This window comes from Pseudomonas sp. GW821-FHT07G10 (assembly GCF_059418545.1).
Genome location: NZ_JBWKQB010000002.1, coordinates 127,230 through 152,316 on the forward strand (window position 1 = coordinate 127,230; position 25,087 = coordinate 152,316).

Annotated in this window: 24 protein-coding genes and 3 pseudogenes; 9 read left to right on the plus strand and 18 right to left on the minus strand. The window is 58.9% G+C overall.

Annotation, left to right across the window (positions count from 1 at the left end):
• Positions 1 to 131 precede the first annotated feature (131 nt).
• Positions 132 to 908: a DeoR/GlpR family DNA-binding transcription regulator gene (locus AC07O1_RS03815; RefSeq protein WP_495087957.1), complete on the plus strand. Its 777-nt coding sequence runs from the start codon at positions 132 to 134 to the stop codon at positions 906 to 908.
• Between the two features lies 1 nt (position 909).
• Complete coding sequence (glmS, locus tag AC07O1_RS03820) at positions 910 to 2,742, plus strand: glutamine--fructose-6-phosphate transaminase (isomerizing) (RefSeq protein WP_495087958.1); 1,833 nt, start codon at positions 910 to 912, stop codon at positions 2,740 to 2,742.
• 301 nt (positions 2,743 to 3,043) lie between these two features.
• Here the strand turns inward: glmS and AC07O1_RS03825 are convergent, their stop codons facing one another.
• From AC07O1_RS03825 to AC07O1_RS03875, 11 genes and pseudogenes are all read right to left on the minus strand, one after another.
• On the minus strand, positions 3,044 to 3,850 hold the full coding sequence (locus AC07O1_RS03825; RefSeq protein WP_495087959.1) for a sulfite exporter TauE/SafE family protein: 807 nt from the start codon (positions 3,848 to 3,850) through the stop codon (positions 3,044 to 3,046).
• Between the two features lie 9 nt (positions 3,851 to 3,859).
• Complete coding sequence (locus AC07O1_RS03830) at positions 3,860 to 5,077, minus strand: NAD(P)/FAD-dependent oxidoreductase (protein ID WP_495088187.1); 1,218 nt, start codon at positions 5,075 to 5,077, stop codon at positions 3,860 to 3,862.
• Between the two features lie 42 nt (positions 5,078 to 5,119).
• Positions 5,120 to 5,476: pseudogene (locus AC07O1_RS03835) on the minus strand (protein tyrosine phosphatase family protein); the annotation flags it as partial.
• Between the two features lie 29 nt (positions 5,477 to 5,505).
• Positions 5,506 to 6,369 carry an MBL fold metallo-hydrolase gene (locus AC07O1_RS03840; protein WP_495087960.1) on the minus strand — a complete coding sequence of 288 codons (864 nt, stop codon included), beginning with the start codon at positions 6,367 to 6,369 and terminating at the stop codon, positions 5,506 to 5,508.
• Positions 6,370 to 6,457: 88 nt separating this feature from the next.
• Positions 6,458 to 7,216, minus strand: coding sequence for an amino acid ABC transporter ATP-binding protein (locus tag AC07O1_RS03845; RefSeq protein WP_494991028.1), 759 nt, complete (start codon positions 7,214 to 7,216; stop codon positions 6,458 to 6,460).
• A 4-nt stretch (positions 7,217 to 7,220) separates the two neighbouring features.
• Complete coding sequence (locus AC07O1_RS03850) at positions 7,221 to 7,910, minus strand: amino acid ABC transporter permease (RefSeq protein ID WP_494991027.1); 690 nt, start codon at positions 7,908 to 7,910, stop codon at positions 7,221 to 7,223.
• A gap of 2 nt (positions 7,911 to 7,912) precedes the next feature.
• The gene (locus AC07O1_RS03855) at positions 7,913 to 8,608 is read right to left on the minus strand and encodes an amino acid ABC transporter permease (protein ID WP_489074761.1); all 696 of its coding nucleotides are present in this window, start codon (positions 8,606 to 8,608) and stop codon (positions 7,913 to 7,915) included.
• A gap of 42 nt (positions 8,609 to 8,650) precedes the next feature.
• Entirely contained in the window at positions 8,651 to 9,496 is an 846-nt protein-coding gene (locus AC07O1_RS03860) for an ABC transporter substrate-binding protein (RefSeq protein WP_494991025.1), read from the minus strand.
• Positions 9,497 to 9,590: 94 nt separating this feature from the next.
• A complete protein-coding gene (locus AC07O1_RS03865) occupies positions 9,591 to 10,769 on the minus strand; it encodes a trans-sulfuration enzyme family protein (RefSeq protein ID WP_495087961.1) in 1,179 nt (392 codons plus the stop codon).
• A gap of 22 nt (positions 10,770 to 10,791) precedes the next feature.
• Positions 10,792 to 11,835, minus strand: a complete 1,044-nt coding sequence (locus tag AC07O1_RS03870) for a PLP-dependent cysteine synthase family protein (RefSeq protein WP_494991023.1) — start codon at positions 11,833 to 11,835, stop codon at positions 10,792 to 10,794.
• A 14-nt stretch (positions 11,836 to 11,849) separates the two neighbouring features.
• Positions 11,850 to 12,230, minus strand: coding sequence for a Rid family detoxifying hydrolase (locus AC07O1_RS03875; RefSeq protein WP_495087962.1), 381 nt, complete (start codon positions 12,228 to 12,230; stop codon positions 11,850 to 11,852).
• A 162-nt stretch (positions 12,231 to 12,392) separates the two neighbouring features.
• Between AC07O1_RS03875 and AC07O1_RS03880 the strand changes: the two genes are divergently transcribed.
• Together AC07O1_RS03880 and AC07O1_RS03885 are read left to right on the plus strand one after the other, a co-directional pair.
• Positions 12,393 to 12,452, plus strand: coding sequence for a hypothetical protein (locus AC07O1_RS03880; protein ID WP_495010568.1), 60 nt, complete (start codon positions 12,393 to 12,395; stop codon positions 12,450 to 12,452).
• Positions 12,434 to 12,547 (plus strand): annotated as a pseudogene (locus AC07O1_RS03885) (D-cysteine desulfhydrase); the annotation flags it as partial. The gene AC07O1_RS03880 and the pseudogene AC07O1_RS03885, both read left to right, overlap by 19 nt.
• Before the next feature lie 61 nt (positions 12,548 to 12,608).
• Here AC07O1_RS03885 and AC07O1_RS03890 read toward each other — a convergent pair.
• Positions 12,609 to 13,076: an Lrp/AsnC family transcriptional regulator gene (locus AC07O1_RS03890; RefSeq protein WP_494991021.1), complete on the minus strand. Its 468-nt coding sequence runs from the start codon at positions 13,074 to 13,076 to the stop codon at positions 12,609 to 12,611.
• 167 nt (positions 13,077 to 13,243) lie between these two features.
• Between AC07O1_RS03890 and metC the strand changes: the two genes are divergently transcribed.
• From metC to AC07O1_RS03915, 5 genes and pseudogenes are all read left to right on the plus strand, one after another.
• Positions 13,244 to 14,431: a cystathionine beta-lyase gene (gene metC, locus AC07O1_RS03895; RefSeq protein WP_495087963.1), complete on the plus strand. Its 1,188-nt coding sequence runs from the start codon at positions 13,244 to 13,246 to the stop codon at positions 14,429 to 14,431.
• A gap of 119 nt (positions 14,432 to 14,550) precedes the next feature.
• Positions 14,551 to 14,895, plus strand: coding sequence for a DUF3088 domain-containing protein (locus AC07O1_RS03900; protein ID WP_495022617.1), 345 nt, complete (start codon positions 14,551 to 14,553; stop codon positions 14,893 to 14,895).
• 360 nt (positions 14,896 to 15,255) lie between these two features.
• Complete coding sequence (locus AC07O1_RS03905; protein WP_495087964.1) at positions 15,256 to 16,158, plus strand: LysR family transcriptional regulator; 903 nt, start codon at positions 15,256 to 15,258, stop codon at positions 16,156 to 16,158.
• Between the two features lie 130 nt (positions 16,159 to 16,288).
• The gene (locus AC07O1_RS03910; protein ID WP_495087965.1) at positions 16,289 to 16,918 is read left to right on the plus strand and encodes a glutathione S-transferase family protein; all 630 of its coding nucleotides are present in this window, start codon (positions 16,289 to 16,291) and stop codon (positions 16,916 to 16,918) included.
• Positions 16,919 to 16,986: 68 nt separating this feature from the next.
• Positions 16,987 to 17,937, plus strand: a pseudogene (locus AC07O1_RS03915) (FAD-binding oxidoreductase); the annotation flags it as partial.
• 33 nt (positions 17,938 to 17,970) lie between these two features.
• Here AC07O1_RS03915 and AC07O1_RS03920 read toward each other — a convergent pair.
• The 6 genes from AC07O1_RS03920 to AC07O1_RS03945 are packed head-to-tail and all read right to left on the minus strand — an operon-like array spanning position 17,971 to position 25,085.
• A complete protein-coding gene (locus AC07O1_RS03920; RefSeq protein WP_495087966.1) occupies positions 17,971 to 19,101 on the minus strand; it encodes a glycosyltransferase family 4 protein in 1,131 nt (376 codons plus the stop codon).
• A complete protein-coding gene (locus AC07O1_RS03925; protein WP_495087967.1) occupies positions 19,102 to 20,232 on the minus strand; it encodes a glycosyltransferase family 4 protein in 1,131 nt (376 codons plus the stop codon).
• Positions 20,216 to 21,583: a glycosyltransferase family 4 protein gene (locus AC07O1_RS03930; RefSeq protein ID WP_495087968.1), complete on the minus strand. Its 1,368-nt coding sequence runs from the start codon at positions 21,581 to 21,583 to the stop codon at positions 20,216 to 20,218. Before AC07O1_RS03930 ends, AC07O1_RS03925 begins: the two co-directional genes overlap by 17 nt.
• Positions 21,580 to 22,845: an ABC transporter ATP-binding protein gene (locus AC07O1_RS03935; protein WP_495087969.1), complete on the minus strand. Its 1,266-nt coding sequence runs from the start codon at positions 22,843 to 22,845 to the stop codon at positions 21,580 to 21,582. Before AC07O1_RS03935 ends, AC07O1_RS03930 begins: the two co-directional genes overlap by 4 nt.
• On the minus strand, positions 22,845 to 23,642 hold the full coding sequence (locus tag AC07O1_RS03940; RefSeq protein ID WP_494991012.1) for an ABC transporter permease: 798 nt from the start codon (positions 23,640 to 23,642) through the stop codon (positions 22,845 to 22,847). Before AC07O1_RS03940 ends, AC07O1_RS03935 begins: the two co-directional genes overlap by 1 nt.
• Positions 23,643 to 25,085, minus strand: a complete 1,443-nt coding sequence (locus AC07O1_RS03945) for a mannose-1-phosphate guanylyltransferase/mannose-6-phosphate isomerase (RefSeq protein ID WP_495087970.1) — start codon at positions 25,083 to 25,085, stop codon at positions 23,643 to 23,645. It abuts the gene before it with no gap.
• Positions 25,086 to 25,087: the final 2 nt, after the last annotated feature.

A 25,087-nucleotide genomic window follows, 5' to 3' on the forward strand; every position in this document is an offset into this window, starting at 1 on the left:
ATCATCTGTAGGAGCGAGACTTGCCCGCGATGTTTTTATCCACAGATCTTTTTCATTCCGCCCGCTTGACGATTTTCTTCAGATAGGTTTTGATTGCCTTCGCTATCTTTCGAAACGAAACTTATAAGCCCATGTCGAAACGAAATACACCACAACGTCGTCACAACATTCTCGCTTTGCTCAATGAGCAGGGCGAAGTCAGTGTGGATGAGTTGGCCAAATGTTTCGAAACCTCTGAAGTCACGATTCGCAAGGATCTGGCTGCCCTGGAGAGCAATGGTCTGTTGTTGCGCCGCTATGGTGGCGCGATCACCATGCCGCAAGAGTTGGTCAGCGAGATCGGCCAGCCCGTCTCGAAGTTCAAGCAATCCATCGCACGCGCCGCCGTTACGCGGATTCGCGAACACGCGCGGATCATCATCGACAGCGGCAGCACTACCGCCGCGATGATCCCGGAACTCGGCCAACAGCCAGGTCTGGTGGTCATGACCAACTCCCTGCATGTTGCCAATGCCTTGAGCGAGTTGGAGCACGAACCCGTGCTGTTGATGACCGGCGGAACCTGGGACCCGCATTCAGAGTCTTTCCAGGGGCAGGTCGCCGAGCAGGTACTACGCTCTTATGATTTCGACCAGCTGTTCATCGGTGCCGATGGCATTGATCTGATTCGTGGCACCACCACTTTCAACGAACTGCTTGGCCTCAGCCGGGTGATGGCGGAAGTGGCCCGTGAAGTGATCGTAATGGTCGAGGCCGACAAGATCGGCCGCAAAATCCCCAACCTGGAGCTGCCATGGAGCAGCGTCCATACCCTTATTACTGATGATCGTTTGCCACTCGAGGCACGCGAACAGATTCAGGCTCGCGGCATTAACTTGATTTGCGCGGCAGTCAGCCAGGAGAAATAGCATGTGTGGAATTGTTGGCGCGGTCGCTGAACGGAATATCACCGCCATTTTGCTCGAAGGCCTCAAGCGCCTGGAATACCGCGGTTATGACAGCGCGGGCGTGGCGGTTTTCAGTAATGCCGGCAAGCTTGAGCGCGTTCGCCGCCCGGGCAAGGTCAGCGAGCTGGAACAAGCCCTGGCCGGTGAGCCGCTAGCGGGTCGACTCGGTATCGCTCACACCCGCTGGGCGACTCACGGCGCACCGTGCGAGCGCAATGCCCACCCGCATTTCTCCGGTGATCTGGCGGTGGTGCACAACGGCATCATCGAGAACCATGAAGCTCTGCGCGAGCAACTGAAAGCGCTGGATTATGTGTTCACTTCGGAGACCGATACCGAAGTCATCGCCCACCTGCTGGACCACAAACTCAAACACCATAGTGACCTCACCGTGGCACTCAAAGCCACTGTCAAAGAACTGCACGGCGCTTATGGCCTGGCGGTTGTCAGCGCCCGCCAACCTGATCGCCTGGTAGCGGCACGTAGTGGCAGCCCGTTGGTGATCGGCCTGGGGCTGGGCGAAAACTTCCTGGCTTCCGATCAATTGGCGTTGCGGCAGGTCACCGACCGTTTCATGTACCTGGAAGAGGGCGACATCGCTGAGATCCATCGCGATAGCGTGCAGATCTGGGACGTCAACGGTCAGTCGGTCGAACGCGAAGCCGTGCAATATCGCGATGGCGCCGAAGCGGCCGAAAAGGGCGCGTTCCGCCACTTCATGCTCAAGGAAATCCACGAACAGCCGTCTGTGGTGCAACGTACGCTGGAAGGTCGTCTCAGCCAGAATCAGGTAATGGTCCAGGCATTCGGTCAGCAGGCTGCAGAGCTGTTTGCGAAGGTCCGTAACGTGCAGATCGTCGCCTGCGGTACCAGCTATCACGCCGGTATGGTTGCCCGTTACTGGCTGGAAGAGCTGGCCGGGATTCCGTGCCAGGTCGAAGTCGCCAGCGAGTTCCGCTACCGAAAAGTAGTGGTGCAACCGGACACCCTGTTCGTGACCATCTCGCAGTCCGGCGAAACTGCCGACACCCTGGCGGCGCTGCGCAATGCCAAGGAACTGGGGTTCCTCGCCAGCCTGGCGATCTGCAACGTTGGGATCAGTTCACTGGTGCGTGAGTCCGATCTGACCCTGCTGACCCAGGCTGGTCGCGAAATCGGCGTGGCCTCGACCAAAGCCTTCACCACTCAGCTGGTCGGGCTGTTGCTGCTGACCCTGTCCCTGGGCCAGGTACGTGGCACGTTGGCAGATGGTATGGAAGCCAAGCTGGTTGAAGAGCTGCGTCGCTTACCGACTCGCCTGGGTGAAGCCCTGGCGATGGACAGCACGGTCGAGAAAATTGCCGAGCTGTTCGCCGACAAGCACCACACCCTGTTCCTCGGCCGTGGCGCGCAATACCCTGTGGCGATGGAGGGTGCGCTCAAGCTCAAGGAAATCTCTTACATTCACGCTGAAGCTTATCCGGCCGGTGAGCTGAAGCACGGCCCATTGGCGCTGGTCGACAACGACATGCCGGTGGTCACCGTGGCGCCGAACAACGAACTGTTGGAGAAACTCAAATCCAACCTGCAGGAAGTTCGCGCCCGTGGCGGCGAGTTGATCGTCTTTGCTGACGAACAGGCCGGCATGACCAATGGCGAAGGTACTCACGTTATCAACATGCCACACATCCACGACATTCTGTCGCCGATCCTCTACACCATCCCGCTGCAACTGCTGTCGTACTACGTCGCGGTGCTCAAAGGCACGGACGTTGACCAGCCACGCAACCTGGCGAAATCTGTAACGGTGGAGTGAGTTATCCACAGCCAGCGGTCTGTCTGACACAAGACAACATAGTTAGACACAATGCCTAAACCCCCCGATTTTCGGGGGGTTCTGCTTGTTTAGAGAGCCGTTTGTCCGTTTTCCTCATCCCGCTTTCGTCTGGTTGCCGTGTGCAGACTTTGGTTCTCCCAACCAGGCGTAGTAGTCGCTGGGGGGCATTCAATGTCAGGCAATGCCGCCGGATGGAATACCCGCAGCCATCTGGCAGATGAAGACGTAATTCAGCCGCACTCCCTGGAAAAGTAAGCAGCGGCCATCCTGATTATGTTTTCTACATCCAGGTTTTGAGCATCAGGTAGCCAGCAACCACAACGCACACCGCAGAAAAACCGAGTTGTATGGCTTTGACGGGAATCCTGGGAGAGATGATTCTTCCCAACAGCATCCCGCCGACACTGGTGGCTATAAAAACCCCACCTGTAGCCGTTATGTGGGCACCTGCGTGAATAGCACCCGTCACCGCAGTGGCTGAGATCAGGGCAATGGTCATGAGCGAGGTAGCCACGATGCCATGCATTCTGATGTCTGAAAATTGTTGAAATGCAGGCACGATCAGGAACCCTCCACCCACACCGAGCATCCCCGTTAACAGCCCTGAGAGCGAGCCGACGAGGGCTAAGGTAGTTGAGCATTTCAGTGTCCAGCGTAGGCGGCCGGTCTCAGGGTTGAGCATGCAGTTTTTGTGTTGCCAGCGCTGCTCAGTGTCTGCGGTTTCAGCCTTACTGCCGCGCACCTGTCGAATCATGCGTATCGCCACAATGACCATCACCATGCTAAACAGGGAGATCAGTACAGTGTTGGGCAGCGAATGGGCAATGTGTACGCCCAAGGGCGAGAACACGGCGCCCAACAGCGCCATCACCAGGGCTGCGCGATAACGTACCAGCCCTTTCCTGAGTCCATCCATGGCCCCTAACGTCGCCGCAGCGCTGACGGCAAACAGCGCCACGGGGGCTGCCGCCGTCATGGACCAGCCCAAGCCGATCACCAGCGCGGGTACGGCCAGAATGCCGCCACCGGCACCGGTAAGGCCAAGAATGATGCCAATGACTATCCCGAACATTCCACTAAGTAGCATGCTGGACCCTCACTCAGCCTTGGAGAGACTGGTCAGCCACTCACGCCCCTTGAGCATGCCGTTCCAGTAAAACCAGGGCAGGAATCTGGCTTTCAGGAACCATGCGCACTGCCGGGCTACAGTCGGGTCCAGGGGGAACGATGGCAGCAATTTCCCGCCGTAGCCGAACTCTGCGAGCACCACCTTGCCTTTTTCGACCGTGAGCGGGCACGACCCGTAGCCGTCGTAGCGCAGCAACATGGGTTGATGGCGGCGCAACGCCAGGAGGTTCTTGGCCACTACGACGATTTGCTTGCGGGCTGCGGCAGCGGTTTTGGCGTTGCTGGTGGAGCAGATATCGCCAAGCGCAAATACGTCCGGATAGCGGCTGTGTTGCAGCGTCGCCGGATCTACCTCGCACCAGCCTGCTGAGTCCGCCAAGGGGCTGCTGCGAATGAAGTCGGGGGCCACCTGTGGCGGGACCACATGGAGCATGTCGAATTTTTTGGCGCACTGAGTGGGCTTGCCGAGCTCGTCCAGGCTTTCGAACCAGGCTGTTTTGGCCGGGCCGTCGACTTTGACCAGATTCGAGCCGAATTTCAGCTGCGCTTTATACTTCTCGATGTACTTCATCAGCGGCGGGACAAAGGCCGCCACGCCGAACAGCGTTGCGCCAGCGAGATTGAACTCGACATCAATGTCCTGCAGCACGCCTGATTTTTGCCAATGATCGCAGGAAAGGTACAGGGCCTTTTGCGGGGCGCCGGCACATTTGATCGGCATGGCTGGCTGGGAAAAGAGGGCTGTACCGCGGCGTAATCCCTGCACCATCTGCCAGGTGTAGGCGCATAGGTCATAGCGGTAGTTGGACGTCACCCCATTCTTGCCCAGGGTTTCTTCCAGCCCTTCGATTTTTTCCCAGGCAAGCCTCAACCCCGGGCAGACGATGAGGTTTTGATAAGCAACGCTTTTACCATCGCTCAGCGACAGGCGCTTGCTGTCTGGCTGGACCTCGACCACAGCAGCCTTGATCCAGGTTGCGCCACGCGCAATGACCTGCGACATGGGTCTGACGGTCTTGCGCACGTCATACGCCCCCCCGCCAACCAGCGTCCAGGCCGGTTGGTAGTAGTGCTTGTCATTGGGCTCAATGAGCGTGATCTGCAGATCGGGAGCACGCTTGAGCAGGCTTGCCACGACACCGATGCCCGCCGATCCTCCACCAATGACCACGATGTCGGCGCTGATATTGGCGCGACCTGTGGCGACTTCGCTGCGAGCGGCGCTCGCCGACGCTTGTTGGTAGAGCTGGGTTGAGCGATTACCGGTACGACAAAACGCCAAAACGGGTGCAGGTAAAGTACCCAACAGTTGGCCGAATTGCTGGATATCACGGTCGCTGATGTTATTGGGCTGGACCGGGAGATAGGCAAAGTCCAGGCCCAGCCGTTTGGCTTCGGCTTGAATGGCTGCGCTGGCAGGTTGATCCGCGCCACCTTCATGATCCGGTCGGTTACAGATGATTGAGCTAAATCCTAGCCTGGCCGCTTCGTTGAGATCTTCCGGGGCTATTTGACCGGTTGTTGCAAAATCTTTGCTATGAGTGGTGACTTGCATGCCATTTAGACTCTTAAAGAGGTTATCCATGTCGCGCTGCCTGAATTCAATAAAAGGATTCAGAACACATTGAGCGGAATCTTCAGGTAGCTGATGCCATTGGCCTTCGCCACGGGGCTCTCCCCGGCCCGCATGTTGATCTGCACTGACGGCAGCAGCAGCCTGGGCTGATTCAGGGTTTTGTCGCGCGCAGTGCGCAAGGCAACGAATTCAACTTCGCCGATGCCCTGGCCGACATGGATGTTGTGCGCGCGCTCCTCGTCCACCGTGGTCTGGTGACGGTAGACGTCGCGGCCGGGGGATTTGTAGTCGTGGCACATGAACAGGCGGGTGCTACCTGGCAGCTCGAACAGCCGGCCAATCGAACGGTACAACTGATGTGCGTCGCCACCGGGAAAGTCGCAGCGGGCCGTGCCGCAGTCGGGCATGAACAGGGTGTCGCCGACGAAAGCCGCATCTTCGATCAGATAGGTCACGCAAGCCGGAGTATGGCCGGGGGTGTGCAGTACACGGACGGCCAGCTCACCGATGTGGAATGTTTCGCTGTCGGCGAACAGGCGGTCGAACTGACTGCCGTCTGCCTTGAATCCATCTTCGGCGTCGAACAGCCTGGCGAAGGTGCTCTGCACCAGGGGAATACGATCGCCAACGCCGATCTGTCCGCCCAGTTGCCCCTGCAGATAGCGGGCAGCCGAAAGGTGGTCGGCATGCACGTGGGTTTCCAGAATCCACTCAAGCACAAGCCCGTTGGTGCGCACCTGTTCGATCAGGTGGTCGGCACTGGCGTACGAGATGCGCGCGGCGGCGGCATCGTAGTCGAGCACCGGGTCGATGATCGCGCAGCAGCGGGTCTTCGGGTCGCTGATCAGGTAGCTGTAGGTGCAGCTATCCGGGTCGAAGACAGGTTTAACGTCAAACTGCATAGTCACTTTTCCACGCTCGGATCGTCTGGGTCAGTACTGCCGGTAACGTACAGCAGCGCGGCGGTTGAGCCGCACTGCTGCACTCCATTCAAGACGCCAGCGACATACCGCCGCCGGCCAATGGCGAGCGAATATCGGACAGGAAGCGCTGCGCGCGCGGGTGCTCGGGATGCTGGAAGAATGTCTCGGGCGTCGCTCGTTCGAGCACCTTGCCCTGATCCATGAAAATCACTCGATCGGCCACTTCACGCGCGAAACCCATCTCGTGAGTGACGCAGACCATGGTCATACCTTCCTTAGCCAAACCTTTCATCGCTTGCAGCACCTCGCCGACCATTTCCGGATCCAGCGCGGAGGTGGGCTCATCGAACAGCATCACCGGCGGGTTCATCGCCAGTGCCCTGGCGATGGCCACGCGCTGTTGCTGACCGCCCGAGAGCTCACCGGGATAGGCGCCGGCCTTGTGGGCCAGGCCGACGCGCTCCAGCAGGCTCATGGCCAGGTCGTCCGCTTCCTTGGCGGGCAGCTTGCGCAAGCGGCGCGGTGCCAAGGTGCAGTTTTGCAACACGGTGAGGTGTGGAAACAGATTGAACTGCTGGAACACGAAGCCGATCCGGCTACGCAGTGCATTGACACTGACGGAGCGCTCATAGATGTCCACGCCGTCGATGAAAATGTTGCCACTCTGGATGGCTTCCAGCCGGTTGAGGGTGCGAATCATCGTCGACTTGCCTGAACCAGACGGGCCACAGACCACGACCACTTCACCTTTGGCCACGGTTTCGTTGATGTCAGCCAGAGCATGGTAGCTGCCGTACCACTTGTTGACGTTTTCTAGTTTGATCATGGGATTAGACCTTTGCAGAACGGACGGCAAGATGCTTTTCCAGCCAGAAAGCGAAGCGCGACAGGCTGAAGCACATGACGAAGTAAGTGAGGCCGAGTAGTGCATAGATCTCGACCGGTTTGGTCGGCAGCTGAGCGCTGATCTGCGATGCGACGAACGACACTTCGGAGAGGCTGATGATGTAGCCCAGCGAGGTCTCCTTGATGGTGGAGACGAACTGATTCACCAGGGAGGGCAGCATGTTGCGAAAGGCCTGGGGCAGTATCACCAACAGCATCGAGGCCAGGTACGAGAAGCCCAGTGAGCGAGCGCTTTCCATTTGCCCGCGCGGCAATCCAAGAATCCCGGCGCGGATGATTTCGGCGAGGTATACCCCATCGAAAATCACCAAGGCTGCGAGCATGGTGCCGAATTGATCGGTGCGTTGACCGGTAATAGTCGGCAGGAGGAAATAGGCCCAGAAGATCACCATCAACAACGGGGTGCCACGTAGTACATGCACCAACCCAGTGACCGGCACGCGTAAAAACGCGAACGGACTGATGCGACAAAGTGCAAGCAGTACCCCGACTGGAAAGGCCAGTACCAGCGCCAATGCCGCCAGAATCAGGGTCATCAACAAGCCACCCAGAGGGCCGTTCGGATACTGGCCGATCAGGTAGTACAGCCCATAGGTTTGGATGATATCGAGCATCGTCAGGCACTCCGTACGGGATAGCGTTGCTGGTACCAGCTGGACAGCAGGGTGATGGCGATCGAGACGCTGACATAACCGGCGGTGGTTACGGCGAACGACTCAAACCCCCGGAAGGTGGCGCTTTCCACCTGCTGGGCCTGATACATCATTTCAGCGACGCCGATCACCATGGCGATGCTGGTGTTCTTCCACAGGTTCAGCGTCTGGCTGATCAGCGGTGGCACCGTCATCCGCAACGACTGCGGGAGGATCACCAGGCGCATGGTGCTGATAAAGCCAAAACCGAGGGTGCGGCCCGCCTCCATTTGCTCCTTGGGAATGGAACGCAAGCCGCTGCGGATGTCCTCGGCCATATAGGCCGCGGTATAGAGCACCAAGGCGATGACCGCACTGACCGCCTCAATGTTGTGCTGGTAAATCCAGGACTTGATGGGGGCCGGCAGCAGCTCCGGTGCGCCGAAATACCAGAACAGCATGTGCGCCAGCAGCGGCACGTTGCGGATCGCTTCCACGTAGGTGATCGCGATGCCTCGTAACGGGGCGTAGGGGGCGAGCCGCAAGACGGCCAGGACGATCGCCAGCGGCAGTGCGATAACCAAGGTGATCAGGGCGAGTTGGATGGACAGCAGGAAGCCACTGACCAGCCATTCCTGATACTGCCCGGAAAGCACGATCGACAAATCAAACGTATTCATAAATGGGCCCGTGGCCCGGCCGAAGGCCGGGCCTCCAACAAGTCAGTTGATGTTGTCGGTTTCGATCTTGAACGACCGGCTGGCGAACTTCATGTTGGAGTCCGGACCAAACCATTTTATGAACAGCTTGTCGGCTGCGCCGGAAGACTCCAGATCACGCAGAGTCTTGTTCACCTGCTCCTGGAAGGCGGGCTCGCCTTTCTTCAGTCCCAACGCCAAGTGCTCGGTCGACAAGCTCTGCGGGAGGATCCGATAGTCTTTTGCCGCATCACCGAGCTTGGCGAAATTACCGGCCAATGAAGTCTCGTCGTTGGCGTAAGCCACACCCTTGCCCTGTTGCAGAGCGAGCAAGGCCTGAGGATTGGTGTCGAACGAAACGATCTGGGCGGTGGGGATCTTCGATCTGACGCTCTGCTCCATCGTGGTGCCTTTGATCGTCAGTATCTTCTTGCCTGCCAGCTGGTCAAGTTGATCAATGCCACTGTCAGCCTTGACCATCACCTTCTGACCGGTGATGAAGGTCGAGAGCGAGAAGTTGATCAATGCCTCACGCTCCTTGCTATGGGTCAAGGAGGCGGTCAGGAGGTCGACACGGCCCTGCTGCAGCTCGGGTATGCGTGCTGTGTTCGCCAATTGCTTCACCACCGGCTTGACACCGATGCTCGCGGCGATGGCAGTGCAAAGATCCACGTCGTAACCCACGATTTCGCGAGTTGCCGGGTTCTTCATGAAGCTGAACGGCTCGTCGGTGCCGAGCACGCCACAGACCAACTCCCCCTTTGCCTTGATATCGCTGAGTTGGTCGGCTGACGCCGAGACACTTGTTGCAAGCGCCAGGGCCAGTACTGCAGTTTTCCAGTGGGCTTTGACTACGCGGTTCGTTTGCATTTTCTTGACCTTATTATTGTGAAAAAGCATTCCAGTTTTAGTCAGCATTGGGTGGAGCGAACGTCAAGGTGCCTCTTGTCGATAGTGGTATTAGTTATTCGGCCGAAGCAGTACGCAGCCGCTCGAAGCCCGCACTCAAGTCGGCGATCAGGTCGTCGACGTGCTCCAGTCCGATGGACAGCCGGATCAGGTTCTCGGTGATGCCGAGGCTGATCTTCTGTTCATGGCTCAAGGAGTTGTGCGACATGCTGTAGGAGTGGTTGATCATGCTTTCCACCCCGCCCAGGGAGTCGGCCAGCACAAAAATCGACAACTGCTCGATGAAGGGGGTCAGCGCTTTACGGTCGGCCTTCAACTTCAGCGAGACCACCGCGCCGCCGGAGCGCATTTGGTGTTTGCACAGCGCGTGTTGCGGATGGCTTTCCAGCCCCGGGTAAAATACTTCCTCGACCTGCGGGTGAGTGCTCAGGAAGTGGGCAATCTTCGCCGCATTGCTGCACTGGCGCTCCATGCGCACGTCAAGGGTCTTCAGCCCGCGCAGGGCGAGATAGCAGTCGAACGGCCCCTGGACCGCGCCGATGGCCATGCTGATGGAGCGCAGGCGAGCGAATAGTGACTCGTCAGCCGCGACCACCACGCCACCGATCAGGTCGGAGTGCCCCCCGATGTATTTACTCGCCGAGTGCATCACCAGGTCGACGCCGTACTCGATCGGGCGCTGGTTCCAGGGCGAGCAGAAGGTGTTGTCGACGCAGGTCAGGATGCCGTGAGCGCGGGCGAATTCTGTCACGCGCTGGATGTCGACCAGTTGCAGCAGGGGGTTGGTCGGCGTTTCGATCCAGATCATCCGGGTGTTATCGCGGCGGCTGGCCGCCAGGGCCTCAAGGTCATTGAGGTCGATGTAGCTGGCGCTTAGCCCGGAAGTCTTGCTGCGGTAGTCTTCCATCAGGCGAAAGGTTCCGCCGTAGACACCGGCCATCACGATCACATGGGAGTCCTTCGGCAGGAGCTCGAGCACGGTGGCGGTGGCAGCCATGCCCGAAGCGCAGGCCACAGCACCACGGCCGCTCTCCAACTGTGCAATGCAGCTCTCGTAGGCATGGCGGGTGGGGTTGCCGACGCGCCCGTAGGCATAGTCTGGACTGTCGTCAAGGCTGCGCTTGATGAACGAACTGGAGGTAACTATCGACGGGAAGATCGTGTTGTCCGCGTAGGTCGACTGTTCGCCGGCGTGGATCACTTGGGTGGAAAAGTTGCTCTTGTTCTGGCTCATAGTCGGTAATACCTTGCGAAGACTAAAGATAGCGATCGAGTTGTTTCGAATAGGGTGTGATGTCACCGATAGTACGAGCGACCCAGTCATGGTCGTAGTAGGTGTCCAGATAGCGTTCGCCGCTATCGCACATCAGGGTCACGATAGAGCCCTTCAGACCTTGCTCCTGCATCCGCAACGCAACACTCAGCGCGCCCCACATATTGGTACCGGTGGAGCCACCGGCCTTCTTGCCGAGCAACTTTTCCAGCCAGTAGAGGGTGGCGATGCTGGCAGCGTCGGGAATCTTCAGCATGTCGTCGATCACGTCCGGCAGGAAGGACGGCTCCACCTGGGGACGACCGATGCCTTCGATGCGGCTGCTATGGGTGCTGGTGAGACTTGAGTCGCCTGTTCGGTAGCTTTCATAGAACACCGAGTTCTCCGGGTCCACCACTATCAATCGGGTATCGTGCCCCTTGTAGCGGATGTAGCGGCCGATGGTCGAAGAGGTGCCGCCGGTGCCTGCACTCATGACAATCGCGTGGGGAATGGGGTGCGGCTCGCCGGTCATCTGCTGGAAGATGCTGTCGGCTATATTGTTGTTGCCACGCCAATCCGTCGCCCGCTCGGCGTAGGTGAACTGGTCCATGTAGTGGCCATCGCTTTCGCGCGCCAGGCGCTGCGCCTCGGAATAGACCTGGGACGATTGATCGACGAAGTGGCAACGTCCGCCGAGCTGCTCAACCTGTACGATCTTTTTGCTCGCGGTGTTGCGCGGCATGACCGCGGTGAAAGGCAGGCCAAGCAGTTTGGCGAAATAGGCTTCGGACACGGCCGTGCTACCCGAGGAAGCCTCGACCACATGGGTGCCCTCACGGATCTTGCCGCTGCAAATGGCGTGCAAGAACAGCGAGCGTGCCAGCCGGTGCTTGAGGCTGCCGGTTGGATGTGTGCTCTCGTCCTTGAGGTAGATGTCGACGCCCTTCAACCCCGGAATGTCCAGCTTGTGGATATGGGTGTCGGCGGAGCGTAACAGGTCGCAGGAGATACTCCTGGTCGCAGACCGGATCCATTCATTCATCATGGTTTTCCCCCGGCTCAGCATGCGGCCACAGCGATCGCGTCAATTTCCACCAATGCTGCCCGCGGCAAGCTACTCACGCCGATCGCCGCTCGTGCGGGATAGGGTTTGGCGAACAGCTCTTCCATCACCGAATTGATCAAGGCGAAATGGCTCAAGTCAGTCAGGTAGATGGTCAGCTTGACCACATCGGCGAAGCCCATTGAGGCCTCTTCGAGAATCGCACCCAGGTTGGCAAAGGCTTGCCGGACCTGTGCTTCGATGCCTTCGACCATTTGCATGCTCTGTGGGTCCAGGGCGATCTGACCGGAAACATAAAGGGTGGATGCGCATTTTACGGCCTGCGAGTAAGGGCCAATCGCCTCAGGAGCGGCGCGGGTGGTGATGATCTTCTTCATATTCGGGGCTCTCCGGGCACGTTTCATGGGATAAATTTTACCGTCGCCCTGCAGAAAAAGAGTTTTAAACTTCCTGCTCTTTACGCTGGTTTTTAGAAAAAATTTCTACAATTTGCCGTCATTAGAGGAATTGATATTTTCGATCGCCACATCCTCTCCCTCTTGCAACGCGATACCACCATCCTCCTCAAAGAACTGGCCGAGGCCGTCGCCCATACGTGATCCCGATTGGCAGCTCGAATGCGCTCGGCTACGTTCGCGCGGGCCTCGAGCTCGAGCAGCAGATCTCTGCGGCGGGGCTCGACTTCGCGGCCGTCTCCTCGCCGCAATAACGCAGAACGCGCCGCTCGTCGACGGTCGTGGGCGGCGCTGTTCGCATCATTCCGTCACGATGTAATCGGTCGGCAGCGCGGTCGTGCGCTTGATCACCTCCATCGCGAATGCCGAGCTCACGTCCATCAGCTCGACGCTCTTGATCAGCCGTTTGTAGACTCTGTCGTATCCGGCAATATTCGGCACGACGACCTTGAGCAGGTAATCGACGTCGCCGCTCATCCGGTAGATCTCGATGATCTCCGGAATCGCACAAACAGCCTCGACGAAATGCGATGTCCACGCATCGCCGTGCTGGTTCGAGCGCACCGTCACGAATGCAGTGAGCCCCAGGTTCAGCTTGGCCGGATCGCACAGCACAACCTGCCGGCAGATCACGCCGTCGTCCCGCAGCTTCTGCAGCCTTCGCCAGCATGGCGTCGGCGACAGATTCACCGCCTTCGCCAGGTTGTTCAGACCGATCGTCGCATCCGCCTGAAGCATCGTGAGCATCTGTGCATCGCGTTTGTCCATATCGCCTCCTAGGTAGAAATTTTTTCTAATCTTATCTGGATCTACGCCATTCTTTGGAAACTATTTTCGTCTTCACGCAATTAACATGTCCTCAAGCACAGCGACTGCCGCGACGATGCGGCACCGCTTGATTCGCCTCGATTGAACCGACGAAAAAGGATCACGCCTTGAACACCACGTATTCGACCGACACCGTTCTGGTCCACGAAGGCCGCACGCACAGCCAGCTCGGCGCGCCGGTGAACCCGCCGGTCTACCGGCAATCGACGTTGCTCTTTCACAGCATCGAGGCGCTGAAAACGGCGAGCGGCACGCCGAACGCATACGGCCGCGGCGGCAGTCCGACCACCCGCGCGCTCGAAAACGCGCTCGCCCGCCTTGAAGGCGCGCATCGAGCGATGCTCACGCCGAGCGGGCTCAGCGCGATCACGACATCGCTGCTCGCGGTGCTCGGTCCCGGCGATCATTTACTGATGACAGACTCGGTCTACGATCCGACTCGCGCGTTCTGCGCCGAGACGCTCGCGCGCCTGGGCATCGAAACGACGTACTACAATCCGTCGATCGGCGCGGACATCGCAGCGCTGATGCGTCCGAGCACGCGCGCAGTGTTCGTCGAGTCGCCCGGCTCGCTGACGTTCGAGGTGCAGGACATTCCGGCGATCAGCCGGATCGCGCATCGGCACGGCGCAATCGTACTGATGGACAACACCTGGGCCACGCCGCTGCATTTCCGTTCATTCGAGCATGGTGTCGACGTATCGATTCACGCGGCGACGAAATACATCTCCGGGCACTCCGACGTGCTAATGGGCGCGATCCTCACGACCGAGGCGCTCTTTGCGAAGATCAACCGCTTCTATCGGCAGCTCGGCATGACCGTGAGCGGCGACGACGCGTATCTCGCACTGCGCGGCTTGCGCACGCTGTCGATGCGGCTCGAGCGGCACCAGCGCAACGCACATGCTCTGACGGAATGGCTCGCGCAGCAGCCGGAAGTCGTTCAGATCCTGTATCCGGCGCGGCAGGATTCACCTGGGCACGCGCTGTGGAAGCGCGATTTCACGGGTGCGAGCGGCCTGTTCGGCGTGGTGCTGAATCCGCAATCGGACGAAGCGATGCGCGCGATGCTCGACGGCATGACCTGCTTCGGCATGGGCTATAGCTGGGGCGGTTTCGAGAGCCTGATTCTCCGGTCGAACCCGGCGAGCTCCCGCACGGCGACGCAATGGCCGTGGGAAGGCCCGCTGTTACGAATTCACGCGGGCCTCGAGCACCCGGACGACCTGATCGCCGATCTCGAAGCCGCATTCTCACGGCTGCGCGCCGCTGGGCTGACACGAATGGAAGTCTGACCCACCGCGCGCAGATCGAAGATTCGCGTCGTATCGATGCTTCGGTTCGCGACGCGACGATCACGCGCATCGCCGCCACATCACCTCAACTTTCTACACCCACCCACAGAGAGACAACCATGAAAGACAAACTGCTCATTCTTCGTCCGGGCTTCTTCAGCGGCGCCGAAGGCCCGTTCTACTGCGGCGATTCGGTATCCGTCGAAGGCTTGCTGAGCTTCTTCCCACAGCTTCGGGACGTGGTCGAGGTCGCTTACATCGACGCGCCTCGTCCGCGCAACGCGATCGTCGCGCTGATTGGCGAAGACAACCAGTCTGCGCCAGTGATCGTGCTCGGCAACGGGCAAGTACCGAAGGACACGTCCATCGCGGTTCAGGAGCACAACGGCACGCGCTTCATCAACGCGCCCGACGATATCCGGCGCTACCTGTCGTCACAGTACAGCGTCGCGCAGGCGTCGTGATCGGTAGCGCTCAGGCGCACGCATCGAAAACGGCCCGCCGCACCTCGTGACGGCAGGCCGCGGGCCGACGGTTCGCTTGTGAGCCGCCGGCCCGTTCCTTTGGCGCGACCAGAACTGAACGACACAGCCGTTTGGAATGCACTTTTGCCAGTAGGTCTTGGGGAGGGAGGTCATGCTGATTCCTCCGATACTTGTTCTTTTTATAGGGACTCTGTTGGATCGGTAGGTTGATGCCATTATTTGGAATTGGCGCAATGAGCCACACCGCTGTGCACTCTAAAGTGCTGACATCTCGGCAGCTGTCTGGTTTGGTCTTGCGTTGTCATTATATTTTGTTCGGCACCAATAGAGGTTTGCGCCATGGACAGGTTTCAGGAAATGCAGGTGTTCCTCACCGTGGCGCAAGAACAGAGTTTTTCTGCTGCCGCGCGGCGCTTGAGCATGTCGGCTGCGAGCGTCACACGGGCGGTCGCGGCGCTGGAAAAGCGCATAGGCACCCAGCTGCTGGCGCGCACTACCCGCAGTATTCACCTGAGCGAGGCCGGTCAGCGTTATCTGGAAGACTGCCGGCGCATTCTGGCTGAGCTCCAGGAGGCGGAAGCCTCGGCGGCAGGCAGCCACGCCCAGCCCCGGGGGCAGCTGACCATCACGGCGCCGGTGTTGTTCGGTGAGCTATTCGTGACGCCAGTGATGGTCGGTTACCTGGATCAGTTCCCCGAGGTCAGTATCAATGCCGTACTCGTCGACCGTGTGGTGAACATGGTCGAGGAGGGGATTGATGTCGCGGTGCGTATCGCACAATTGCCGGACAGCAATCTGCACGCGATCCAGGTGGGTGAAGTACGACGTGTGATCTGCGCGTCTCCCGGTTACCTCGCAAGCCACGGTCGACCTCGGCATCCTGATGACCTGTGCCAGGCACGGATTGTCGCTACCTCTTCCATTGGGCAGGTCAGGAGCTGGCAGTTTGTGGAGCAAGGAACAGCCCTGAGCATTCGCCCGGAGCCGCGTTTGGTGGTCACTGCGAATCAGGCGGCGATTACTGCGGCTTGTCTGGGTTGGGGGTTGACCCGGGTACTGTCTTATCAGGTCGCCAGCAAGGTGGCCGCAGGCGAGCTGGAAATCGTTCTTCAAGACTTTGAGCTGCCGCCGCTGCCGATCCATGTGGTGTATCAGGGGGGGCGCAAGGCACCAGCGCGGGTGCGCAGCTTTGTGGATTTTGCCGTGAAGGTGCTTCGCGAACATCCGGCGTTGCAGGCCTGACGCTTTATTGCACCTGCTGAAATAATGGATTGTGTTTTTTGGTTATTCTGTTGTTTTAATTGAAAGTGGAAAGTAGCTCCCATCGGCGCGGATCTCTCCTGAACTGCGCGATCGCCCCGCGGAGTTCACCATGTCCAAGCCCACCATCAAACTCTATAACTTCCCGCGCTCCGGTCATGCTCACCGTGTCGAGCTGATGCTGTCCTTACTCGAACTGCCGACTGAACTGGTGTTCGTCGATCTCGTCAGCGGTGCTCACAAACAGGCGGATTTCCTCGCGCTGAATTCTTTTGGCCAGGTTCCGGTCATCGATGACCAAGGCGTGGTGCTGGCTGACTCCAACGCGATTCTGGTGTACCTGGCGCAGAAATATGGCAAAGGCCGCTGGTTGCCGGCGGACCCGGTCGGTGCGGCCAAGGTTCAGCGCTGGTTGTCGGTCGCGGCCGGGCAGATTGCCTCAGGACCGGCCACGGCTCGACTGATCACTGTGTTTGGCGCGCCTTACAACGCTGAAGAGGTGATCGCCCGTTCCCACAGCCTGCTCAAGGTGATTGATCAGGAACTGGCTCACACTGCCTATCTGGCGGGTGATGAACCGACCATTGCTGATGTCGCCGGCTACAGCTATATCGCCCATGCGCCCGAAGGCAATGTGTCTCTGGCTGACTATGCCAATGTGCGGGCCTGGCTGGCACGCATCGAAGCGTTGCCCGGTTTTGTGGCGATGCCGCGCACGGTGGCCGGCTTGCAGACTGCCTGATATGAGTGACTGCGGCCCAGCCTGGCTGTGCCCTTCAGACTGTGCCCTCGGCGCAGGGGAGAAACGCGATGAACCTTCAATCACCCTGGCATGCCGGCGAAAAGCAGCTACAGGCGCACGTCGGTGTCGCTGAGCGTATGGAAGCGTTCGGACCCAAGGTCATCCGTAATTACTTGCCTGATCAACATCGTCAGTTCTATCAGCAATTGCCCTTCATTCTATTTGGCGCGGTGGATGTAGACGGTAATCCTTGGGCCAGTATTCTCGAGGGGCAACCAGGTTTTGCCTGTTCTCCCGAGCCTGCCCTGTTGCAGCTGGACAGTCTGCCAGGGCAGAACGACCCCGCTCAATTACACACTGGCGCGGCTATCGGCCTGCTGGGTATCGAGTTGCACACGCGGCGGCGGAACCGAATCAATGGCCAGGTCAGCGATATGGCCGATAACGGCTTTACCGTGACGGTCCAACAGGCTTTCGGCAATTGCCCTAAGTACATCCAGCTGCGCGAATTTGAATCGGTACCTGTCGCAGATCGGTCGATGCGTGTGGTGCAGCGTCTGAGTCAACTGGATGACGAGGCGAGCGCAATGATTCGTGGCGCCGACACCTTCTTTGTCGCCAGTTACGTTGACGTTGAAAACCAACGCTCGGTGGACGTCTCTCATCGGGGAGGGCAGAGCGGTTTCGTCCAGGTAGATGGCAATTGCCTGACCATTCCCGACTTCGCCGGCAACTTGCACTTCAATACGTTGGGCAACCTGTTGCTCAATCCGCGCGCCGGCTTGCTGTTCATCGATTTCACTTCGGGGGATTTGCTGCAAATCAGCGGACGCACCGAAATTATCCTCGACGGGCCGCAAATCAGCGCCTTTCAGGGCGCCGAGCGGCTCTGGAAGCTGTATGTGGAGCACATGGTGCGCCGACCGGCAGCGCTGGGTTTGCGCTGGCGGTTCGAGGGTTTCTCGCCCAATAGCCGAATGACTGGAACTTGGGAGCAGGCCACGACACGTTTGCAGGATTAGGCGTTGGGCAGCAGTTGGCGCCAACCAACGTCATGCGTAGGAAAGTGCCTTTTCCTCCAACAGCTCTTGGTACAACTCTGTCCATTTACGGCCCATTTCATCGGCGGTGAACAGTTGGCGATAGCGGGCTTCGGCTCGCTGTCCCATTTCTGCCGCACGCTGCGGGTTTTCCCACAAGGTACGCATTGCTTCACGAAAGGCCTGTGGATTACTCGGGGGAACGACCAAACCGGTCTCGTCGTGGATATTGATGTAACTGGTCCCGGTACCGATCTCACTGGAGATCATCGGTTTTCCATACATCGCGCCTTCAAGCAATGAGATACCGAACGCTTCGGAACGCAGATGCGATGGGAACACGATCGCGTAGCTCAGTTGTAGCAGCGCCACTTTGTCCTCTTCACCCAGGCGACCTAGAAAGTGCAGATTGCGCAAGCCCAGAGCGGCTGCCTGGGCATGTAATTCCGACTCAAGCGGGCCTGCGCCGACGATCACGACCGGGTAATCCACCTCTTTAAGCGCATCGAGCAGGATATGCAGTCCTTTGTAGTAACGCATCACACCGACGAACAGGAAGAAGCGTTCACCCAGACGTTGCCGCCAATGGGCCAGGCGCTCAGGCTCGGGTTGTGGATAACCTGACTTGTTCAAGCCATAAGCAATGACCCGGGTCTTTTCCCGGTGGTTCTGCAAGACATCGCTGGTATGGAAGTAGTTGGGCGAGGCGGCGACAATCCGGTCGGCGCTATTGAGGAATCGATTCATCAGTGGGCGGTACATTTTGAGTAAATGTTGCTGACGAACGATGTCCGAATGGTAGGTCACCACGCACGGTTTGTTCGTGGCGCTGATGAAATGCACCAGGTCCATGAATGGCCAAGGAAAGTGGTAGTTGACCACGTCCGCCTCCGCGGCCATTTCCCGAAACTGTTTGAAGACACTGTAGGAAAAACCGGTGGAAGCGAACTGCACATCCAGTTTGGCCCGATGCACCTCATGCTGACCGATCTTGACGACCGCAGGCGTGGGCTCGGCGCTCAATGTCAGAACCTGGCTCTCAATGCCGTGCCGGGCTCCACTTTCGCATAACTGAAAGATGACCTGTTCGATACCGCCGACCGAGTCAGGCAGGTATGTCTTGAAGAAATGTAGAACGCGCATTCAACCTCCCATAGCCTGACGGTATGCGCCTGCTGTTACCTTCGCGCAGCGCCCCCAGGAAAAAAGCTTCGCTTGCTGCAATCCAGCCTCTCGGCATTCCAGCCAATGCGTTTGATCGTCGATCAATCGGCTCATCGCGTCGCGCAAGCCGTCTACATCGTCAGGTTCAATATAATTGCCCGCGTCACCTGCGACCTCCGGCATTGCCGAACGTCGGGTCAGGATCACTGGAGTACCACTGGCCATGGCTTCCAGAACCGGAAGGCCAAAGCCCTCGTAGAGAGACGGAAACACCAGTGCTCTGGCACCGGCCACGAGCTGTGCGACCTGTTCATCCGGCAGATAACCCATCAGGCGGACATAGCCGGAGGCCAAGGCCTTTTGCAGCTCATCACTGAACTGCCCACGTTCCCAACCGGCCATTCCGACAATCAGCAAAGGAAAACGCTGACGCATCAGCTCTGGCAATCGCGCGTGAGCGTGCAAGGCCAGTGACAGGTTTTTGCGCGGTTCCAGCGTTCCTACACAGAGGAAATACGCCTGCGGTTGCACTCCATGGGGTGTGAGTGCCTCCTGCAACGCCTCGATCGAGCGTGGATGGAAGCGCGCGGCTACCCCAAGCGGTGCAACGACAAAGCGTTCATGGGGAAGGCCAAAATAGCGCTGGGCTTCATCGGCCACGTACTGCGAGTCGGTCAAAATCAATCGTGCCTGCTGCACGCCGTGACCAAGTCGGCGCTCTATCTCTTTCAACCGGGCCGATGGCTGGGTCGAGGGATAGTGCAGGTGGGTCAGGTCGTGCAGGGTGATGATGGTCGGACCCTTGAACGCCAAGGGCCACAGGCTCGGCTCGTGATAGAGATCGATGGCTTGGGACTGTCCTTGGTCGAAGCGCCGCTGCTCCAGCCAACGACGGGCCTGGTAGGCCCCCGGTACTCGTCGCAACCAAGGTGTCATTCGGGAATAGCCGGGCATGGCGGCGGCCGGCAGGGCAGCACTCCAGCCCCAGCCATGGAACAGCGAGAGCTCCAGGTCCGGCTCTGCCACAAGGGCCGTCGCCAGTTCGGCCAGGTAATGACCTATGCCGGTGCGTGGTGCCTGGAGAATCCGTGCGTTAAGGGCAATCCGCATGCTGCCTCTCTACCGGCGCAGGCACCTTCTTCAAATTGCGCTGGATGCGTTCGACAAACTGAGCACTGGCCTCGCGCCAGCCCAGCCAGCGCCACTCGCTGACATTGCGCACTGCCGGAAACTCACCAGTGCTTTCCATGCGCGCAACCAGATTGGCAAGGCTTTGTGGATCGGCCAGATCGAAATAGGCCATGAACTCGCCACCAATCTCACGAAAGACCGGAATATCGCTGCCCATCGCCGGCAGCCCGCGCTGCATGGCTTCGACCAGCGGCAAGCCAAAGCCTTCGACCCAGGACGGGAATACCAGCGCCGTTGCCTGTGCATAGGCATGCTCAAGGCTTTTGTCGGTGAGTGTGTTGAACATGAACAGTCGCTTGTTCAGCTCCGGGTGCTGGCGAACGCGGTCGACCAGCGCATCGCACTTCCAGCCAATACGCCCGGCAATGCACAGCCGGGCGTTTGAGCCCGCGGCCCAGGCGCGTTCGAAGGCGTCGAGCAAGTAGTCATGGTTCTTGCGCGGTTCAATGGTACTGACCATGAGGAAAACCGGATCTTGCCCTTCGAACAGCCGCACAAGACGCGGCTCCACAACTTCCCCATCGTTGCTCAGGTCCAGTTCGGAGCCGAGGTGGAAATAATCGAACCAGAGCGTTTTGACCTGCTGCGGTCCAAGCCTGCGCAGAAGCTCTTCGCGGACCTGGTCACACACGGTTGCCGAAATGGCGACATATCCGTCTGCAGTTCTGGCGATCCAGTCGAACCACTCGTTGAAAATCTGCACCAGCCGGGTGTCGTAGAACTGTGGATGGGTCAGCGGGATCAGGTCGTAGATTACCGAGACGATGTCCACCCCTTCACGCTTGAGCAGTTCGGCCATGGGAAAAAAGTCGGCGTGCCAGGACGAATCCAGCAGCACCAGTTGATCACCCGGCTGATGCTGCAAAGGTGTGCAACGTTTTGGCAGTTGTTTCTGGTTTACCAGCCCGATCAGACGTAACGGCACACTGAAACAGGCCAGCGCTGTGAGCCGATACATCACGTACAGCGCGCGCCGGGCGAAGCGTGACTGACTGCGTTGTTCCAGGTTTTGGTGAAGTTGCCAGAATCTGTGGGCGACCCGCTCCAGGCGCGTACCGAAACCCATCAGCGCATTGAAAAAAGGCGTATCCAGCGGTGCCAGACTCAGCACCCGGTAGAGCTTGCCCTTGAGTATCACCACCGGAAGGCATTCCACACCCTCCACGGCCTCGGGCAACTGCTTGATGACATTGCGCACCACCCGTTGAATACCCGAGTTGACCTTGGGATGCTCGAACACATGGGTACATTCGACCAACAGGCGCGTCATGGCGTGGCCTGCAAGGCGACTGACCCGGTAGGGGCAACGGTCGAACGGGTGATCGTGGTTTGGGCTTCGAGCCAGGAGCAGCCGACGAAGTCTTCATGACGGTTGTTGAGGACATGGAAGACCAGGCCGTAGTCTCGCCATTCGAAATTGCGGTCCAGGTGCGAGTCCAGGCGCGACAGGCTCAGGGCTACGGAATAATTACCCTTGCCCAGGCGCATGGTGAAGGCAAATCGGAACGTGACCCGTTCACCGGCACTCAAGTTCGTCAGTGCTTGTCCCTGCCGATGGGTGTTGATGCCATACATGGACTGTCCAAGGCGATCCTTGATCATGAAGCCCAGCACCAGCCGCTCGATGTCCTGGCGTACCTCGACCTGCACTTGCAGCACCATCGGCTGGCCCACCTCGGCGACCTCCACCGATCGCTCGTGTGCATCCAGCAGGCGCACACTCAAGATGCCTGCTTCACCGGTACCGGAGATGGTCTGGACCTGGCCGGTGGCGAGCATTTCCTGACGCACCTTCTGGCCCTCGCGCTCGGCCATCAGGGCGTTGTAGTAGTCCAGGACCTCTTCGGGTTTACCGTGCATGGCCATGCGACCGTTTTCCAGAAGGATCGCAGAATCGCAGATCGACTGGATCGCTGAACGATCATGGGAAACGATCAATAAGGTCGTTCCTGCTCGACGAAAACTGCGGATACGTTCGAAGCTCTTGTGCTGGAAGTAGGCGTCGCCTACCGACAGCGCTTCATCGACAATCAAAATATCCGGCCGACGCGCAGTCGCGACACTGAAGGCCAAACGCATTTGCATGCCGCTCGAATAGGTGCGCACCGGGTGATCAATGGCTTCGCCAATCTCCGCGAAACCCTCGATTTCCGGCATCAGCGCCTCGATTTCCTCTACCTGCATGCCCAGCAGCTGGCCAGCCATGAAGGCATTCTGGCGACCAGTGAAATCCGGGTGGAAGCCCATGCCCAGTTCCAGTAGCGCGGCCACCCGTCCTTGCACCTGAAGTTGTCCACAAGTGGCTTGGGTGGTACCGGTGATGATCTTCAGCAAGGTGCTCTTGCCGGCACCGTTGACCCCGACGATCCCTACGGCTTCACCGGGGGCGACTTCAAAGTCGATGTCACGCAGGATCCAGTGCTCGCGATGACGCGCCGCAGAGAAGGGGATGATCCATTCGAGCAGGCGGCTCCAGCGTGTCGGATATTGCTTGTAGGCCTTGCTCAGGCCGCTAACGCGTATGTGTCCCATCAGAGCTCATCCACCATTTCACCCACTCGTCGGCGGAATAGCCGCAGCCCTAGGACACAGAACAGCACGCCGATGATCAGGACCGGCAACAGCGAACTCCAGACCGGCCATTGACCATACAGAAACAGGTTCTGGTAACTCACCATCAAGGCAGTCATCGGGTTGAGCCAGAGCAGCCGCTGGATCGGCTCCGGGAGAATCGACATCGGATAGACGATGGGCGTAAACCAGAACCAGAATTGCAGGCAAATCCCGAAGAACTGCCCGACGTCGCGGAAGAACACATTCAACACGCCGAGAATCATCCCCAGACCGGCCGAGAAAATAACCTGTAACGCCAGCAACGGCACCAATGCCAACAAGGCCATACCGGGAAGGCGCCCGGTGATCAGCAGAAAGCCCAGGAACAACGACACAATAATTGCGAAGTTGATCCCGGCATTGAGCAGCACGATCACCGGCAGGCAGATGCGCGGGAAACTGATCTTCTTCAGCAGATTGGCATTTTCCAGAAACATGTTCTGGCTGCGCAGGGTGATCTCGGAGAACAGTCCCCAGGTCAGCAAACCGGCGCAGAGGTAAATGCTGTAGGCCATCCCGTCATCCACGCCGGGAAGACGCGCACGCATCACGTGGGAAAAAATCACCGTGTAGACGACGATCATCGACAGCGGGTTAAGGACGGTCCAAAGGGCACCGAACAGCGAGTTGCGATAGCGGGCTTGGAACTCTCGCTTGACGCTACCGAGGATGAAACCCCGATAGCCCCACAGCGAGCGGTACAGATTGAGCAGCATTCAGACCGTCCTTCCGTATTTATCTTCGAAGCGAACGATATCGTCCTCTCCCAGGTACTCGCCGCTCTGAACTTCAATGATGACCAGGTCGATCACCCCCGGGTTTTCCAGACGATGCTTGTGCCCGGCGGCAATGAAGGTGGATTCGTTTTTGGCGACAAAGTGCGAGCCGTCGCCGTTGTTGGTGACCTTGGCCATGCCTTCGACGACGACCCAGTGTTCATTGCGATGGTGGTGCATCTGCAGGGAGAGGGAGGCTCCAGGCTTCACCACAATGCGCTTGATCTTGAAGCGCGGACCTTCCTCCAGCACGGTGTAAGTGCCCCAGGGGCGACTGACCGTACGGTGCAGGCGATAGGTTTCGTGCTTTTTATCCTTGAGTTGCTTCACCACCTTGCGCACATCCTGCGCGCGATCGGCATGGGCGACGAGAACCGCATCGGCGGTATCGACGATGATCAGATTGTCGACGCCGACCGTGGCTACCAGACGTCCTTCGCTCTGGACAAAATTGTTGTGGCTGTCGATGAACAGCGCGTCGCCACTGGCCCGGTTGTTCTGGGCATCAGCCTTGATCAAGTCGCTGACCGCACCCCAGGAGCCGATATCGCTCCAGTCGAAACCCGCAGGCACCACCACAACCTTGTCGGACAGCTCCATCAAGGCATAGTCGATGGAGATATCCGGCATGTCGGCGAAGTGCGCCGCTGACAATTCCTGCTGAATGCCCCCGCTTGTCTCGACCGGGGCGCTGGCCGCCAGGCAGGCTTTGCCTAGCTCCAGGAGCGTTGGTGCATGGATCTGCAACTCAGCCAGCAAGGTCGCGGCCGAGAAGCAGAACAGGCCCGAGTTCCATAGGAAATTGCCGCTTTCCAGGTAGTGGGTCGCGGTCTGCAGGTCGGGCTTCTCGACGAAGCGCTGAACCCTGGCCGCGCCTTGCTCATCCAGTTGTTCGCCGGTTTCGATGTAACCGAAACCCGTTTCCGGCGCGGTCGGGGTGATGCCGAACGTGACCAGATGCCCAGCCTTCGCCAGCTGTACGGCATGTTCGACAGAGCGCCCGAAAGCGTCTTCGTTCTGAATCAGATGGTCAGCCGGCATCACCACCAGAATCACATCGTCGCCGTGCAAGGCTTGCAAGGACAGTGCAGCGGCAGCAATCGCCGGTGCCGTGTTGCGTCCCACAGGCTCCAGGAGAAAGTGCCCGCGGTGGCGTTCCAGTCTGGCCGCCTGGTAGTGATCCTTGCTTTGAAAGTAGTAGTCACGGTTGGTCACCGTGACGATATTGCCGCCCGCAGCCAGGAGCCCGGCCGCGCGTCGGTAGGTCTTGCCCAGCAAGGTCTGGCCATCGGGCAAGGTCATGAACGGTTTGGGATGACCTTCGCGCGAAACCGGCCACAAACGAGTCCCGGCGCCACCGGAAAGAATCACAGGAATCAGCATGC

Excerpts from the sequence above, each read along its gene's own strand:
- AC07O1_RS03815 (WP_495087957.1), top strand. The coding sequence starts at position 132 with ATGTCGAAACGAAATACACCACAACGTCGTCACAACATTCTCGCTTTG.
- glmS (WP_495087958.1), top strand. The coding sequence starts at position 910 with ATGTGTGGAATTGTTGGCGCGGTCGCTGAACGGAATATCACCGCCATT.
- AC07O1_RS03825 (WP_495087959.1), bottom strand. The coding sequence starts at position 3,850 with ATGCTACTTAGTGGAATGTTCGGGATAGTCATTGGCATCATTCTTGGC.
- AC07O1_RS03840 (WP_495087960.1), bottom strand. The coding sequence starts at position 6,369 with ATGCAGTTTGACGTTAAACCTGTCTTCGACCCGGATAGCTGCACCTAC.
- AC07O1_RS03845 (WP_494991028.1), bottom strand. The coding sequence starts at position 7,216 with ATGATCAAACTAGAAAACGTCAACAAGTGGTACGGCAGCTACCATGCT.
- AC07O1_RS03850 (WP_494991027.1), bottom strand. The coding sequence starts at position 7,910 with ATGCTCGATATCATCCAAACCTATGGGCTGTACTACCTGATCGGCCAG.
- AC07O1_RS03855 (WP_489074761.1), bottom strand. The coding sequence starts at position 8,608 with ATGAATACGTTTGATTTGTCGATCGTGCTTTCCGGGCAGTATCAGGAA.
- AC07O1_RS03860 (WP_494991025.1), bottom strand. The coding sequence starts at position 9,496 with ATGCAAACGAACCGCGTAGTCAAAGCCCACTGGAAAACTGCAGTACTG.
- AC07O1_RS03865 (WP_495087961.1), bottom strand. The coding sequence starts at position 10,769 with ATGAGCCAGAACAAGAGCAACTTTTCCACCCAAGTGATCCACGCCGGC.
- AC07O1_RS03870 (WP_494991023.1), bottom strand. The coding sequence starts at position 11,835 with ATGATGAATGAATGGATCCGGTCTGCGACCAGGAGTATCTCCTGCGAC.
- AC07O1_RS03875 (WP_495087962.1), bottom strand. The coding sequence starts at position 12,230 with ATGAAGAAGATCATCACCACCCGCGCCGCTCCTGAGGCGATTGGCCCT.
- AC07O1_RS03890 (WP_494991021.1), bottom strand. The coding sequence starts at position 13,076 with ATGGACAAACGCGATGCACAGATGCTCACGATGCTTCAGGCGGATGCG.
- AC07O1_RS03900 (WP_495022617.1), top strand. The coding sequence starts at position 14,551 with ATGAAAGACAAACTGCTCATTCTTCGTCCGGGCTTCTTCAGCGGCGCC.
- AC07O1_RS03905 (WP_495087964.1), top strand. The coding sequence starts at position 15,256 with ATGGACAGGTTTCAGGAAATGCAGGTGTTCCTCACCGTGGCGCAAGAA.
- AC07O1_RS03910 (WP_495087965.1), top strand. The coding sequence starts at position 16,289 with ATGTCCAAGCCCACCATCAAACTCTATAACTTCCCGCGCTCCGGTCAT.
- AC07O1_RS03920 (WP_495087966.1), bottom strand. The coding sequence starts at position 19,101 with ATGCGCGTTCTACATTTCTTCAAGACATACCTGCCTGACTCGGTCGGC.
- AC07O1_RS03925 (WP_495087967.1), bottom strand. The coding sequence starts at position 20,232 with ATGCGGATTGCCCTTAACGCACGGATTCTCCAGGCACCACGCACCGGC.
- AC07O1_RS03930 (WP_495087968.1), bottom strand. The coding sequence starts at position 21,583 with ATGACGCGCCTGTTGGTCGAATGTACCCATGTGTTCGAGCATCCCAAG.
- AC07O1_RS03935 (WP_495087969.1), bottom strand. The coding sequence starts at position 22,845 with ATGGGACACATACGCGTTAGCGGCCTGAGCAAGGCCTACAAGCAATAT.
- AC07O1_RS03940 (WP_494991012.1), bottom strand. The coding sequence starts at position 23,642 with ATGCTGCTCAATCTGTACCGCTCGCTGTGGGGCTATCGGGGTTTCATC.
- AC07O1_RS03945 (WP_495087970.1), bottom strand. The coding sequence starts at position 25,085 with ATGCTGATTCCTGTGATTCTTTCCGGTGGCGCCGGGACTCGTTTGTGG.